The organism is Psychrobacter sp. FME13, from assembly GCF_014861395.1.
Classification (GTDB): domain Bacteria; phylum Pseudomonadota; class Gammaproteobacteria; order Pseudomonadales; family Moraxellaceae; genus Psychrobacter.
The window spans coordinates 1-15,090 of sequence record NZ_RRYV01000071.1; the positions used below are offsets into that span (position 1 = coordinate 1).

At 41.6% G+C, this 15,090-nt stretch carries 12 protein-coding genes; 6 read left to right on the forward strand and 6 right to left on the reverse strand.

Going from position 1 to position 15,090, the window contains the following annotated elements:
• Positions 1–317: 317 nt before the first annotated feature.
• The 3 genes from EI164_RS09590 (at position 318) to accC (ending at position 4,038) form a co-directional block, all read left to right on the forward strand.
• On the forward strand, positions 318–1,685 hold the full coding sequence (locus EI164_RS09590; protein WP_192519743.1) for an MATE family efflux transporter: 1,368 nt from the start codon (positions 318–320) through the stop codon (positions 1,683–1,685).
• A 412-nt stretch (positions 1,686–2,097) separates the two neighbouring features.
• On the forward strand, positions 2,098–2,526 hold the full coding sequence (gene accB, locus EI164_RS09595; RefSeq protein WP_192519744.1) for an acetyl-CoA carboxylase biotin carboxyl carrier protein: 429 nt from the start codon (positions 2,098–2,100) through the stop codon (positions 2,524–2,526).
• A 156-nt stretch (positions 2,527–2,682) separates the two neighbouring features.
• Positions 2,683–4,038, forward strand: coding sequence for an acetyl-CoA carboxylase biotin carboxylase subunit (gene accC / locus EI164_RS09600; RefSeq protein ID WP_192519745.1), 1,356 nt, complete (start codon positions 2,683–2,685; stop codon positions 4,036–4,038).
• A gap of 144 nt (positions 4,039–4,182) precedes the next feature.
• On the opposite strand, the gene EI164_RS09605 is transcribed toward accC, so the two are convergent.
• Both EI164_RS09605 and leuA read right to left on the reverse strand, forming a co-directional pair.
• Positions 4,183–4,803, reverse strand: coding sequence for a hypothetical protein (locus tag EI164_RS09605; RefSeq protein WP_192519746.1), 621 nt, complete (start codon positions 4,801–4,803; stop codon positions 4,183–4,185).
• Between the two features lie 250 nt (positions 4,804–5,053).
• Positions 5,054–6,838 carry a 2-isopropylmalate synthase gene (gene leuA, locus EI164_RS09610; protein ID WP_192519747.1) on the reverse strand — a complete coding sequence of 595 codons (1,785 nt, stop codon included), beginning with the start codon at positions 6,836–6,838 and terminating at the stop codon, positions 5,054–5,056.
• A gap of 217 nt (positions 6,839–7,055) precedes the next feature.
• Here leuA and EI164_RS09615 point away from each other — a divergent pair, with 217 nt between their 5' ends.
• A complete protein-coding gene (locus EI164_RS09615; protein WP_192519748.1) occupies positions 7,056–7,544 on the forward strand; it encodes an Lrp/AsnC family transcriptional regulator in 489 nt (162 codons plus the stop codon).
• Here EI164_RS09615 and EI164_RS09620 read toward each other — a convergent pair.
• The 4 genes from EI164_RS09620 to EI164_RS09635 all read right to left on the reverse strand — a co-directional run bounded on the left by EI164_RS09620 (position 7,541) and on the right by EI164_RS09635 (position 12,673).
• Entirely contained in the window at positions 7,541–8,854 is a 1,314-nt protein-coding gene (locus EI164_RS09620; RefSeq protein ID WP_192519749.1) for an ABC1 kinase family protein, read from the reverse strand. The genes EI164_RS09615 and EI164_RS09620 overlap by 4 nt on opposite strands.
• Before the next feature lie 90 nt (positions 8,855–8,944).
• A complete protein-coding gene (locus tag EI164_RS09625; protein ID WP_192519750.1) occupies positions 8,945–9,739 on the reverse strand; it encodes a HesA/MoeB/ThiF family protein in 795 nt (264 codons plus the stop codon).
• Between the two features lie 64 nt (positions 9,740–9,803).
• Entirely contained in the window at positions 9,804–10,709 is a 906-nt protein-coding gene (gene prmC, locus EI164_RS09630) for a peptide chain release factor N(5)-glutamine methyltransferase (RefSeq protein ID WP_192519751.1), read from the reverse strand.
• Positions 10,706–12,673, reverse strand: a complete 1,968-nt coding sequence (locus EI164_RS09635) for an AmpG family muropeptide MFS transporter (RefSeq protein ID WP_192519752.1) — start codon at positions 12,671–12,673, stop codon at positions 10,706–10,708. Before EI164_RS09635 ends, prmC begins: the two co-directional genes overlap by 4 nt.
• A gap of 413 nt (positions 12,674–13,086) precedes the next feature.
• Here EI164_RS09635 and EI164_RS09640 point away from each other — a divergent pair, with 413 nt between their 5' ends.
• Both EI164_RS09640 and EI164_RS09645 read left to right on the forward strand, forming a co-directional pair.
• Positions 13,087–13,671, forward strand: coding sequence for an HAD family hydrolase (locus tag EI164_RS09640; RefSeq protein ID WP_192519753.1), 585 nt, complete (start codon positions 13,087–13,089; stop codon positions 13,669–13,671).
• 159 nt (positions 13,672–13,830) lie between these two features.
• Entirely contained in the window at positions 13,831–14,760 is a 930-nt protein-coding gene (locus tag EI164_RS09645; protein WP_192519754.1) for a LysR substrate-binding domain-containing protein, read from the forward strand.
• Positions 14,761–15,090: the final 330 nt, after the last annotated feature.

Sequence of the window (15,090 nt, forward strand, 5' to 3'; positions counted from 1 at the left end):
GCTGTATCTAGCTTGTACTATGATTCATTGCAAACTGAATTAGGGACACGCCCTAGTAAAACATTGACATTATAACCCAGCTTCTTTACCATCGTATTTATTTATGACCTGTTAATCTCCTATTTAGATTAACGGGTTATTTTTATTTTAGTGCCTTCGTTTTTGTTGTCATACTTCACTTATATGAGCTTGCGCATATGATGTATCGGAGTATTATCGTCGGCACTACTCCTACCGTCCTATCTCACTATTACTATATTGATGGCAGGTGTTGCTCATTCATAATAAATACCGTAAAAAATAAAAAGTTGCTCACTATGGTTTTCCCATTATCCTTTAGAGATTTTAAAAGCTACAGCTTACGCTTAGGTGTGCTCGCACTACCTATCTTAATTACTCAGTTTTGCCAAGCAGCACTTGGCGTAGTCGATGCCATTATGGCAGGTCAAGTCTCTGCGCTCGATTTGGCAGCAGTTGCCGTCGGTTCTGGTATGTGGCTACCTCTATTTTTGTTGGCCACTGGTATTTTAATTGCTACCACACCACTCATTGGCGAAGCAATCGGGCAAAATGATCATAACCGAGTACCTCATATCACACAGCAGTCTTTATGGACAGCTGGTGTCATTGGTATTGTTGGCTTTATCGTGGTTAATTTAGCTCCAAATATACTGGGAATAATGGGCGTACCTGAAAACATCCAGCCAATAGCCGCGCAGTATCTTCACGGTGTGTCGTTTGGTTTCCCCGCCCTAGCCGTCTATGCGGTACTACGCAGTTATTGCGAAGCACTTGGTCGACCTGAACCAGTCACTGTCATTAGTGTCATCGGCTTACTAGCAGACATTCCGCTGAACTATATTTTTATTCATGGTTTGTTCGGCATGCCTGAGATGGGCGGCGCAGGTTGCGGCGTTGCAACGGCCTTTGTGCTATGGATAAATGTACTACTGCTTGCTGCTTATACTAGCTTCACAAAACGGCAGCAGTTTGCTAGCACACGATTCTTTTATAGTTTTGCTAGTCCTAACCGTGCACAAATTAAAAAACTGCTTAAACTGGGTATTCCGATTGGTATCTCTATATTTTTTGAAGCCAGCTTATTTAGTTTGGGCGCATTGGTCATCAGTCCACTAGGCGAGATAGCAACGGCTTCGCATCAGGTAGCACTGTCAGTGACCTCCCAACTATTCATGATACCCATATCAGTCGCCATGGCGCTGACAATCATGATATCCAATCGTTTTGGTGAAAAAAACATTATGGCTCTGCGACAAGTGCAAGCCACAGGCTTAATTTGGACAGTGTTGATTGCACTCACTTGTATGCTTGGTATTTGGCTGTTTAGGCCACAGCTGGCAGCGGCATTTACAGACAATCCTATCGTCAGGGCACAAGCCATGCACCTACTTATCTTTGCATTGGCTTATCAATTGTTTGATGGTTGGCAAGTCAATATCGCTGGTATATTGCGTGGCATGCAAGACACCACCGTGCCAATGTGGGTCACACTATTTTGCTATTGGCTAGTGGCGTTACCACTCGGTATTTACTTAGTACGCTTTACTGACGTTGGTGCTCAAGGGTTTTGGATGGCATTAATCACAGGATTATTTTTATCGTCCATCCTGCTGACTTTACGACTGCGTTATCAACAAAAACGCTTAACAGCAAAATGGGCTTAATATCTTTCTGTAAACCTAGGGTGTGCCCTCATTTTAAAAATGGTGATAAAAATAAGATAAATCGCCGTTAAACGAGGAAAATAGTGCAGGTAATATCAAGATATTGACCAACTATTTGACGATGTTTGGCAAAATTTAGCTATTTTTAGCCCATTTAGAGGGCACTCGTTTGAATTTAGGACATGCCTTAGTATCTAGTAACCATTACTAGCGCTACTTGGTTACATAGACTATGATAAATCCTTGTATAATTCTTACTCGTATAATAGCTTACGTCATAATATGTAAAAAAATTCAGTTAACAACTGTACATCGATTGCTCATTTGCACGAATATAGGTATCATTAGCAATTATCTACACAATATTTAGTTACACTATTTCTCGAATTTAGTACAAGGCAAAATTAAAACTATGGATATTGAAAAAATACGCACTCTGATCGCACTCATGGAAGAAAGTGAACTGGTTAACTTAGAAATCAGCTCAGACGATGAACACATTAGTTTGACTCGTCACTACGACGCCCCTGCTCCAACGATGATGGCTGCACCTGCAGCAGGTGCTGCTCCCGTTGCTGCTGAAGCAAAACCAGCTGTCAAAGCAGGTAGTGTTGAGACATCACCGATGGTTGGCGTTTATTACTCAGCACCTAGCCCTAATGACCCACCTTTTGTCAAAGTAGGTCAAAAAGTACAGGCTGGTGATACGCTTGGTATTATTGAAGCCATGAAAATCATGAATCCACTTGAGGCAACTCAAAGTGGCATCATTGATGAAATCTTAGTCGATAACTCTGAAGTGGTACAGTTTGGCCAACCTGTCATACGCTATAAAGCGTAACGATTGTTTTTGCCACACTTTATCTCACTATGATTGAGGTTCCATTATCATTTGGCATCTAAATTTAAGCTATATTGCATTGACAATAATGACTTAAATTCACGATGCCAAAGTAACGACTCTATCAATGACTGCCGCTTCGACAAGGATGACCCCATGATAAAAAAACTGCTCATCGCCAATAGAGGTGAGATTGCCCTACGTATCGTTCGAGCTTGTAAAGCTCTTGGAATAGAGACTGTAGGTGTTTATTCCACAGCTGATGCAAACTTGATGCATTTACGTTTTGTTGATGAGGCAATCTGTATTGGTAAACCTAATGCCAATCAAAGCTACCTTGATATTAATACTATTTTAACTGCTGCTGAAATCACTGGTGCCGATGCCATTCATCCTGGCTATGGTTTTTTATCAGAGAATGCTGAGTTCGCTGAACAGGTTGAAGAAGCAGGTTTGACCTTTGTAGGCCCAAACGCTGATCATATCCGCTTGATGGGCAATAAAGTATCTGCTATTAATGCCATGAAAAAAGCAGGCGTGCCTACTGTACCAGGCTCTGTTGGTGCTGTGACTCTACATAATGCTGAAGAACAAGCGCGTAATATTGGTTTCCCCTTATTAATCAAAGCCGCAGCTGGCGGTGGTGGTCGCGGTATGCGTGTCGTTGAACGCTTTGAGGAGGTTATCGGACAAGTACAAGCTGCTAAACAAGAGGCAGAGTTGTGGTTTGGCGATGACACTGTTTATATGGAACGCTATCTACAGAATCCACGCCACGTAGAAGTACAGGTGCTTGGTGATGGCAATGGCAATGCCATCCATCTATATGATCGTGACTGCTCATTACAGCGTCGTCATCAAAAAGTCCTAGAAGAAGCGCCTGCACCAGATATTCCAGATGATGTACGCGAACCTATCTTACGAGCCTGTGTAAAAGCGTGCGAGCTTGTGAAGTATCGCGGTGCAGGTACTTTTGAGTTTTTATTTGAAAATAACGAGTTTTTCTTTATTGAAATGAACACTCGTGTACAGGTCGAGCATCCTGTGACCGAAATGATTACTGGTATTGATGTGGTCGTTGAACAGCTAAAAATCGCTGCAGGTTATGGTTTATCTTACCGCCAAAGCGAAATTGATGTTCAAGGTCATGCCATTGAATGCCGTATCAATGCTGAAGATCCAGCGACTTTTATGCCTTGTCCTGGTACTGTCAATCAGTTGTTTGCACCAAGTGGCTCAGGCGTTCGTTTTGACTCGCATTTGTATCCTGGATATGAGATACCGACATATTATGATTCATTAATAGGCAAGCTTATCTGTCATGGACAGACTCGCCAACAAGCGGTATCAAAAACACTACATGCACTAGATGAATTGGTAATCGAAGGTATCAAAACCAATATACCAATGCATCGTGATGTTATTTTAGCCGATGATAACTTTGTTCACGAAGCGCAAAACATTCATTACCTTGAAAGAGAGCTTCTAACCACTAATAAAGAAAAATCATAATTTATTGATATAAATAAAAAAAACCGTTCCTTCATTAGGTAGCGGTTTTTTTTATTATATGCAGATAGATTTCTTATCCTATTTATGATTCACAATCAATTAGCGTGGTCGAAAAAATACGTCCTCGCAAGTGATTATAAATCACTATGGCAACACCTTATGAAAATTCATAAAGCATTCGTTTCCTTCTGGATCTGCACACCACTGCATTTGGTTGCCGTCATGATTTAAAAAAGCAATCAACGCCTCACCGCTCTGATCAATCTGATTACCAGAACAATCTACTTCATTATTATCATAGACAGTGCTAATAGCGATAACTGGCAAACCTTCTTCTCGGTGTGTGACTAAATAACGACTATACGTCCATTCTTCACCACTCACCGCCCACATTTCATTGTCAGCACCAAAGTTATATAACTCACGGCACTGAGTTGAGTCTTTAGTAGAAGCACTCGTTTTTGTATGAGCAGTTGGTGGAATATCAACAATACGCCTTTCGCTTTGTACCAGAACACCATCTTCTGTACCAGTCTTTACGTCAGGCTCGACACTCTCTGTCTGCTGAGTAGCTTCTAACGTGTCTTGTCTAGCTCTAGCTTCGTTGGTCATTGTGATCGGACTATCCAAGTCTATCTCCCACTGTCCTGCAATAGCCGGACTGATATGCGTGGTAATGGTAGGCTTAGTCACAATTTCACCATTCGCAGGTACCGAAGCCAAAATAGATGCCAATGAAAGTGAAGCAAAAGATATAGGTTCCATAATTAACCTTATGTTTATATTAATATAATAATAGGTGCTATACACATTAGCGTAAGTCTTAGACAGCAAAAACACAAGTAATATTATGCTATTACTCTTGGCAGTCTATGCAGCTCGAATGTAGGTTATCTTGAGATAGTGTGGTCTCAAACTGCTAAGCTTTTTCCTATACAAAAAAAACATCACCGCTTCTTGCTTGTAGAAAAAAGCGGTGATGTTTTTTGCTGTATTAAACGAATGCCTTTTGATATTACGCGGCGATACTATTGGCTGCTTGAGCAAAGGCTGATAATGCACCTTTAAGCATAGCCGATACAGTACTGCTACAAGTACCAATCCCTGAATAAACATCACCATCAATATTTAACTGTATATAAGCCGCTGCATTGGCATTGGTTTTGTTGTCGCTATTGGTATCATCATCGATACCATCACCACTATTGTGCTGCGGATTGATTGCATGTTCAGCATAATTAATGACATGTATCGACTTACCAGTATGCTGAGCAATACCATCAATGAATGATGACAATGGTCCATTACCTTTCCCAGCAATATTGATGGTTTCGTCGTTCATCTGCACTTGACCGTCAAAGCACACTGCTCCGCCTTTGTTATTGACGCTATAGTCTAGTAGCTCAAATTCACCTTGCTGCAAATACGTGCTTTCAAAAGTTTGTAATATTTCATCATTTTGCAACTCACGTGCAGCACTTTCCGCTTGCTTTTGCACCACACCGCTAAAGTCAATTTGCATCCAACGTGGTAAGTTAAAGCCATAATTGCGCTGCAAGATATAAGCGACACCACCTTTACCAGACTGACTGTTGATACGTACCACATCTTGATAGCTACGACCAATATGCGCCGGATCAATCGGTAAGTAGGCCACATCCCAAACATTTTCTGTTTCATCTTGATGCTTTTCATTGTAGTCAAGAGACTTTTTGATAGCATCTTGATGTGAGCCACTAAAGGCGGTAAATACTAACTCGCCGACATAAGGATGACGCGGATGCACAGGCAAATTATTACATTCACTGACTACCTGAACAATATCACTCATATTACTGAAATCAAGCTCTGGATCGATACCTTGGCTAAACAAGTTCATCGCCATTACCATGATATCCATATTACCCGTACGCTCGCCATTACCAAGCAACGTACCCTCAATACGATCGGCACCAGCCAACACACCAAGCTCAGCCGCAGCAACCGCACAGCCACGGTCATTGTGCGTATGCAAACTAACAATCACATGCTCGCGCTGAGCAAGATGACGGCAGAAATATTCAACTTGATCGGCAAAAACATTAGGCGTAGAGGCTTCCACCGTCGCTGGCAAGTTAAGAATCACTTCCTGACCTGCTTGTGGCTGCCATACGTCACAGACGGCATCGCAGACTTCTACTGCATACTCGGTCTCTGTTTGACTAAAGCTTTCTGGCGAGTATTGGAACACCCACTCTGTCTCAGGATATTTTGCCGCATACTGCTGCAATAGTTTGGCACCTGCAATCGCAATTTCTTTAATCTCAGCTTTGTCTTTACCATATACTTTTTCGCGTTGAATGCGGCAAGTTGAGTTATACACGTGGACAATAGCACGCTTCGCGCCTTTTAATGATTCAAAAGTACGAGCAATCAAATGCTCACGAGCCTGCACCAAAACTTGCAAAGTTACATCATCAGGCACATGATTTTCTTCGATAAGCTTACGAGCAAAATCAAACTCAACCTGTGCCGCTGATGGAAAACCAATCTCAATCTCTTTAAAACCCACATCTACTAAGGTTTTAAAAAAACGCATTTTTTGTTCGATAGTCATTGGATCAATGAGTGCTTGGTTACCATCACGCAGATCCACACTTGCCCATATCGGTGCTTTCTCAATTGTCTTACTCGGCCAAGTACGATCTAGTAACGATGGTGCAAAGGCAAATGGACGATATTTTTTATAATCAAAAGCGGCATTTTTTGGTGTGGTCTTTGCAGTCGTAGCGGCTACAGTGCGCGTGGCTTGGTCAGACATAATCAATCCTTAAATGGTATGGGAATTTATGTTTTTAGCTAAATGGTAGATGACTCGGGTAATCTGCCTCATACGAGATAACCAATGTTTATGTGATTATAATATCAAAGTTCATGAAACAGAAATCGGCTTTATTTTATATAATTTTAGGTTATTTTAGTGAAATCCTATGCAATAGTAATTATAATTAGCTAAATCCTCTAATAAATCCAAAAATATGCTAAACCATCATTTTCCTCAACCTTCTTTAGCCGATATAGATGAGACCGATAGAAAGTTATTACGCTTATTACAGACACAAGCACGTATGAGTGTGACCGAGCTTGCGGAACACGTGAACCTTTCGGCCACACCTTGTGCCCGCCGTATTAAACGCTTAGAGGATGCGGGCGTTATCACTGGCTATTACACCAAAACAGATGCGCAAAAGCTTGGTTATCCATTGGCCGTATTTATCGCGATCAGTATGGATCGTCATACTGCTGAACGCTTTGAACAATTCGAGTCCAAAATACAGAGCTTTGAAGAAGTCGTTAGCTGTAGCATTGTCACTGGTCGTACCGAAGACTATCTTATCAAAGTTAGAGTACGCGATATGACACATTATGAAGAGTTTTTACTACATCGGCTAAACCGTATCGAAGGCGTCGCGCAAGTACATACCAGCTTTGAATTACGGGAAGTATTTAGCCGTAGCGTAGTTTAGGCTTGTCCTAACATTTGCACACGCTGATCACTGAACATATCCATATCTGGTGCAAGCGTACGCATGAACCGATCAAAATACAGCATCTGCTTGGTCAATAACGCAAAGTCACGTGGAAAATGAATACCATGACGCTTACCCACTTCCACAATCTCAAGCATCATTTGATTCAGCTCATCGGCTTGCTCTTTACTATTAAAAGGTACGCCACTGGTAAAGGCTTTATCCTCTGCCATGATAGTCTTCATCATACGCTGTAGGTCATCGCCCAGTGCCACGACATCGACCTGATTGCCACCATGCGTCATTTCCATATCAATCATATGTTGCGCCATTGCTTGATAGTCGCTGTCTTGCATAGCTTGCATCATACCCATACATGCCCGCCAGCTTTCTGCTTTTAGCTTACCAACGATACCGAAGTCTAAAAATCCAATGCGGCCATCTGTCAATAGCATCAAATTCCCTGCGTGCAGGTCAGCATGGAAACTATTACAAAGCATTAGACTAGCAAACCACGTATTTAACGTGTCTGCCATCACTTGTGCAGGATCAGCGCAGTACTGACGCATTAATGACTCCTCTACCATGGAAACACCATATAGACGGCTCATGGTCAGTACACGCTTAGTCGTCAACGCGTCATAGACCGTGGGCGCTGTCACACGAGTGTTACCTGATACGGTCAAAAACTGCTGAAAATCGCGAATGTTTTGCGCCTCAGCGATAAAGTCAGTCTCAGCTAACATACGCAAACGAATCTCATCGATAATTGGCGCAATGCTGGCAAACTTCATCGATGGCATCAGGATTTCAAGCAATTTAGTCACACCATGCAGTACGCCTAAATCCGTCTGCATAATAGTTTCAACGTTAGGCTTTTGTACTTTTAATACCACTTCATCACCATTGTGCAATCGTGCGGCATGCACTTGGGCAATAGAAGCGGACGCCAATGGCTCCGGATCGATATGGGCAAACCTATCATCAAGCGTCATGCCATCAACGGCCAACTCTTCTTTTAATACTTGCTCGATATAAGCATAAGACAATGGCGTGGTTTGATCCAAACAGCTCTGAAATGCCTTGACATAATCACGTGGAAACAAAGACGGCGTACTCGCAATAAACTGGCCAATTTTGATATAAGTCGTACCCAATTGTTCAAAAGTGTCTTTTAATAGCATCGCGTCAGGTTTTTCACCTTTCGCTACTCTGAGTGCAGACAGACCAGCGACACTCGCAGTTTGGCGAACACGATTGACAACATTGAATGTATGCTTTAATAAATGCGGACGGTGAATTTTCATAAGAAACAACTATGGTGATAGAAAGGATATTTTAGAATAAATGCTGATGTCATTAAATATTAGCGCAGTAGTGCATACAGTAAGGAGATGCTAATGACTGCTACAAACAGGACACTCTTTATCTTGTCGATAGCCCATTAATCGCTGCTGCATTTGGCTACCATCCCATATGAGCAGCTTGTTTTTCAGTGGATTTTTGGTTAATCCAAGGTATTGTAGAGCGGCATTGGCTTGTAAATTTCCCATAATCGCAGTCGTACTAGCAAGCACGCCTGAGTTAGCACAAGTACGCTCATCAGATTCTGTATCACTCACAACTGAACCAAACACGCAATGATAGCAGCCAGTGTTCAAATGTGGTTCATACAGTGCTAACTGACCTTGCATCGCAATTGCCGAAGCAGACAACAATGGAATCTGATAACGCACACTAATACGATTGATCACATCACGTGTGGCAAAATTATCCGTACAGTCTAAAAGCAAATCAGGCTTTACTGCTGCCATGTTGAGCAGCTCGTAGGCATTGTCTTCTTTCAACCGCGCCACTGCACCGCAAGCCGTAATCAATGGATTAATGCGCGCTAACATTTGCGCTGCTGTCAGTGCTTTATGCTTACCGATATCTTCGGGTAAAAATAGCGTCTGACGCTGTAAATTACTGGCCTCAATCACATCATCATCGATTAGCTCAATATGCCCAAGTCCTGCACGCACTAGCGTCTCAGAAGCAGGACAACCTAGACCGCCCGCTCCGATCATAACCACACGAGACGACTTCAGACGTATCTGAGCATCAATATCCCAGCCATCAAGCAATATCTGCCGCGCATAACACAACAGTTCTTCGTCTAGCAGCTGCCCTGCCTCTAATGAGAGTGCCATATTTAACCCTTATCCACTACTATTCCAAACTTATTATCAAACAAATTTATCTATACAAGCCTACTTACTGAAACTGTCCAAGCGTCACACGGTCATTATTACCGTAGTCTTTTACCGTATGCACAGACTCAAAGCCATTATCCAGAAACAGCTGTTGAACAGCAGATCCTTGGTCAAAACCATGTTCAATCGCTAATAACCCACCTACACGCAGATACTTCGGTGCCTGTTCGACAATATTTATTATATCCGCCAGTCCGTGATTAGGTGCGCTTAACGCACTAATAGGTTCAGCAACTAAACTAGCCAAATGCTCATCCTCTTCATCAATATAAGGTGGGTTGGACACAATCACATCGAATAATTGACTATCATCAGTCGGCAGACTCTCATACCAACTGCTCTGTATAAACTCAATATCAGCAACGTTATTGATAGCCGCATTGTGCTTAGCGACTTTTAATGCTTCTAACGACAAATCAACCGCGACCACTTGCCAGCTATCGTCTGTAGGACCAATATTTTTTGCCTTTAGCTCATGCGCTAGGCTGATTGCGATGCAACCTGAACCAGTACCTAAATCCAGTAAACGTTTCTGTCTATTGTCATCATCCATACTCTTTGGCTGAGCACTTATTCCATTTAATACTTGTTCAATCAACACTTCTGTGTCGGGTCTAGGAATCAACGTATACTCATTGACAGTAAACGTGAGCGACCAGAACGCTTGCTGACCCGTCAGATATGCAAGCGGTATTCCTGCCTGCATCTTGGTCACACCTGAATTGAACTGCGCAAGCTCGCTGTCTGTTAGTTGATAACCTTCATCTGTGATTAGCGCTATCACAGGCTTATCAACGACATACAATAACCAGTCCGTTAGCCAAAACGATGGTAGTTTGCTGTTTGCAGCCTCATTCGTCAATTGCTGAATGTGCTGCTTTATCTGACGAATGGTCGATGCGATCATATATAGTTCTTAAAAATAATGTACATAACGAATAATGAGATAAAAACCAAAGACAACCATCGATCTGAAACACGTGGCCGCTCTTTAGAGCTATCCAATTTTGAGTTAGCTTTAGTTAATTTATTACCACCACTATTATCACCCTCATCATCGCCATAAATATCATCGTTGTCACCAATGACGATATGCTTATCGACATAGTAAATCAGCGCCAGAATCGGGATACCAATCGCAAAGGTAAAGATAAAGAAAAATGGATAGCCCATGTTATCGACGATAGCACCCGAGTATCCGCCCATTACTTTAGGAATCAACGTCATAAGTGATGAGAAAATAGCGTACTGAACTGCTGTAAAACGTATGGAGGTCAACGCTGATAAGAAAGCAATAAACACTGCACTAGCAAGCCCTGCTGCTAAGTTATCAAATATGACCGCAACATACATAAATGGCAAACTGCCTGGATTGTAAGTAAGTAGCACAAATAACAAATTGGTCACACACGCAAGAATCGCGCCAATCATCATGGCATGCATCATACGGAAACGCTGTGCTAATAGCCCACCTAAAAACCCACCCGCAATCGCCATAATCACGCCGACGAGCTTCACTGCGTTGGCGATATCTGTTTTACTAAAGCCCATGTCTTGATAAAAGACGTTGGAGATGACACCTGCAACAATATCTGAAATACGGTATAACCCAATGAGCGCCAGTAATAAAAATGCCTTTTTACCATAGCGTCTAAAGAAATCTAAAATCGGCTCAACCCAAGTGGCCATCGCTACTTCTTTTTTGACCAACCCTACTTGTACGAGTGCATAACCTGCAGCCATCGCCACACCCAAACTTATCAGCAGATGTAATGTTTCTACAAGGAAGCTAGAAAACGCGCCTTCGAACTCTGGAAATAATGGTCCAATCAAGACATAAGCCATGATAAACGCGACGACAGAGAATACAAACAGCAATACCAATCTTACGTAATCTTCGCGAGTTTCAGCGACTAATGGAGCTTTATTGATAATTTTAGGTTGGTTGATAATGAAGTACAACAGCAATAAAGGCGCACAAGCAACCAAGGCCAAAAAGTAAAACTTAATCGCTGGCATGGCCATTAATGGTATTAGCGCTAGGGTACTGCTGAATACTTTGTTGATCACAATATTGATTAGATATATCAAACTAAAAATCAATCCTGGTATTAATAGCAAACCAGAATAAATCAAGAACACCTTAAGATTGCTCTTCTGCTTTTTGTGTTGCAACGTCTCAGCCGTTGGCTCATAGCTGGCAAATGTGGTCAATACCCCTAACGTCATGACACCTGCCATGATGTAGTAAGTATTACGCCATGCCTCATAACTATAAAAAGTCTCATTCGAGCCAAAAAAATCTGCCAAATATAATGCACCTGCCCCTGCGACAATCATACCAATGCGGTAACCTGACACATAAACAGAAGACAATATAGACTGCATCGATGGCGGCGCAAGTTCGATGCGATATGCATCGATGACAATATCTTGGGTTGCAGAAGAAAATCCTAATAATACGGCAGCTCCTGCCATATAAACTAAAACAGCTTCGCTTACAGGATTCACATTGGCCATTAGGAAAATAGCCAGAACGATAAGTAGCTGTGATACCACCATCCAACTGCGTCGACGTCCCAACCACTTAGTCAAAAACGGTACAGGTAACGCATCAATCAATGGTGCCCAGATAAACTTGAATGAATAACCGAGCGCGGCCCAACTAAACATGGTCACAACGCCACGATCGATGCCAGCTTCTCTGAGCCATAATGACAAACTAGAAAAAATAAGCAGTATGGGAATACCTGCTGAAAAACCCAAAAACAACATAATCATGACACGTGGGTCTAAATAAGCTTTCGCCGCTTCTCCCCATGATTTTTTGGCAACTGGCTGATTGGGCGGCACAGATTTGACAGCAGACATAATAACTCACCAACACTTGAGAAAAAGAACACAACCGCGCACAATTTTTATCAATCATTACTGTCCATCATTGATATCGATTATTAACAATAAGGATCGATAAAAATTGCTTTACGTTGTAAAAATACGTTCATTAGAACAAAATTCAATTATGGTACTTCAGAACACCTAGCTTGACTAGACATTCTAATAATATTTTTCTATTCAACCGACTATATAGTCCAAGAGCTCTAAAATGGGCACAAGGCTGCCGACTGCAGATCGTACAAGTAGTATGTCTAAGGAGACTAATGCCGTAGTGGTTGAGTAGTTCACCGACTATAGTACGAAAGAGCTATACAACAACTGTCTAAGTAGACGCTATGTGTAAAAAATTAACATGACCCATGCCCTAATAATACGAGATAGCACCTATGGATATCGCTTTATTTGATTTTGATGGCACTATTACCCACACAGATACCTTTACCAAATTCTTATTATTTGCAGCACCTAAAAGCAGAATTAATACAGGTAAAGTCATCTTATTACCAACTGTTGTGAAATACAAATTAGGTCTATTACAAGGTAGCGAAATTCGAAAAAAGGTCTATCACTTTGCTTTTAAAGGAAGGAGTGAACAACAGCTTAGAATAAAAGGGGAAGCCTTCTCTGAGTTGATAATACCTCGTTATGTCAGACCTAATGCTTTTGAAAAAATAAAATGGCATCAACAAAAAGGTGATGTCGTCGTTATTGTATCGGCATCTCTAGACTTATATCTCAATCCATGGTGTGTCAAACATGGATTGGATTTAATATGCACTGAAGTAGATGTCGCTGACGGTATATTGACAGGCAACTATATCAATGGTGATTGTAGCGGAATAACAAAAAAGCAGTTAGTTGAACACAGATACAATCTGAGTAATTTTAGCACTGTATACGCATACGGAGATACGCCAGAAGATAACGAGTTACTCAGTCTGGCAGATGAAAAATTCTATCAACATTTTTGAATACTTAAAATATATATTCCAAAAAAGTATAAATTGATAGCTATTTATTATATACAAGAATAATAGCTTTGTTTTACACTGTTTACTTATCGCATGTTTATACATATTTATTTTATGTATACAGACGGATTTTGTATATTTAGATAATAGGATTAGGTTATGGCAATCGACGTAGTAGTCAATCAACGACACTTACAAATTCAGCTCAAACAGCTGGAGACAGTATGGCACACGGTGATTAATGGCTATAACTTAAGTCAGGCAGCTATCGTACTGCATACCAGCCAATCAAGTCTATCTAAACATATAGCGGCACTTGAAAATCAGCTAAAAACGGAAGTTTTTGTCCGTCAAGGCAAACGACTAACAGGGCTGACAACCATGGGTACAGCGCTCATGCCTCACATTGAGGCCATCTTCGCTGAAATTCGCACCATTGAAAACCTTAGCCTTGATTTTAATAACCCAAATATTGGCACGCTCACCATTGCAACTACTCATACACAAGCACGTTACGTGTTGCCGCAAGTGGTTAAAGAGTTTAAAGATCGCTTTCCTAAGGTTAATCTGATACTTCAACAGGCAGATCCTGAAACCATCGCACAGATGGTGATCCGTGGGCAAGCTGATATTGGTATTGCAACTGAGTCCCTACTACACAATAATTATCTACGGTGCTATCGCTATTATGATTGGACGCATCGTGTCATTGTGCCAAGCGATCACGAACTTGCTAGCCTAGAATCTATCGATTTACCGACCCTTGCTAGCTATCCAATCGTTACTTATCACGGCGGTTTTACTGGACGTGGAGCAATTGACAAGACTTTCTATGAGGCAGGGTTAGAGCCTGATATCGTACTAGCAGCACTGGATGCTGATGTGATTAGCACCTATGTTGGCCTTGGTCTAGGTATTGGTATCATTGCCGAAATGGCATTTGAGCCGAGCCATTATCAGAACTTAACCGCGATTCCAGTGGACCACTTTGGTCGCTTTACCAGTTGGATGGCGGTACGTGATGATGCAGAAATTCGTCAGTATGGGCGTGCTTTTATGGAGCTTTGTCAAAAACAGTTTAGCCAGTAGATTGATTTAATAACGTTCTAATACCATTCACAAAAATTAGAGTAGCAAGGAAAAAGAGTGCAAGCACTACACGTTGTAGGCTAAGCGATTTTGACACAGCTAATCGTATTCTTATGAATGGTATAAGCTTGAAAAGGACCGTTTCAAAAAGTAAATAATAAAAGGCATCGCCATCATTGAATAGCGATGCTTTTTATTGTTACTCGTACCAACACTTACCTTTATATTACCCCACTCTCAACTTCGAAAGTGATTGAAAAAAGAAGAGCACCTCACTAATCTATTGTTTTCGACCAAGAATACAATGGAGTTGTGAGATGCCCATAGACG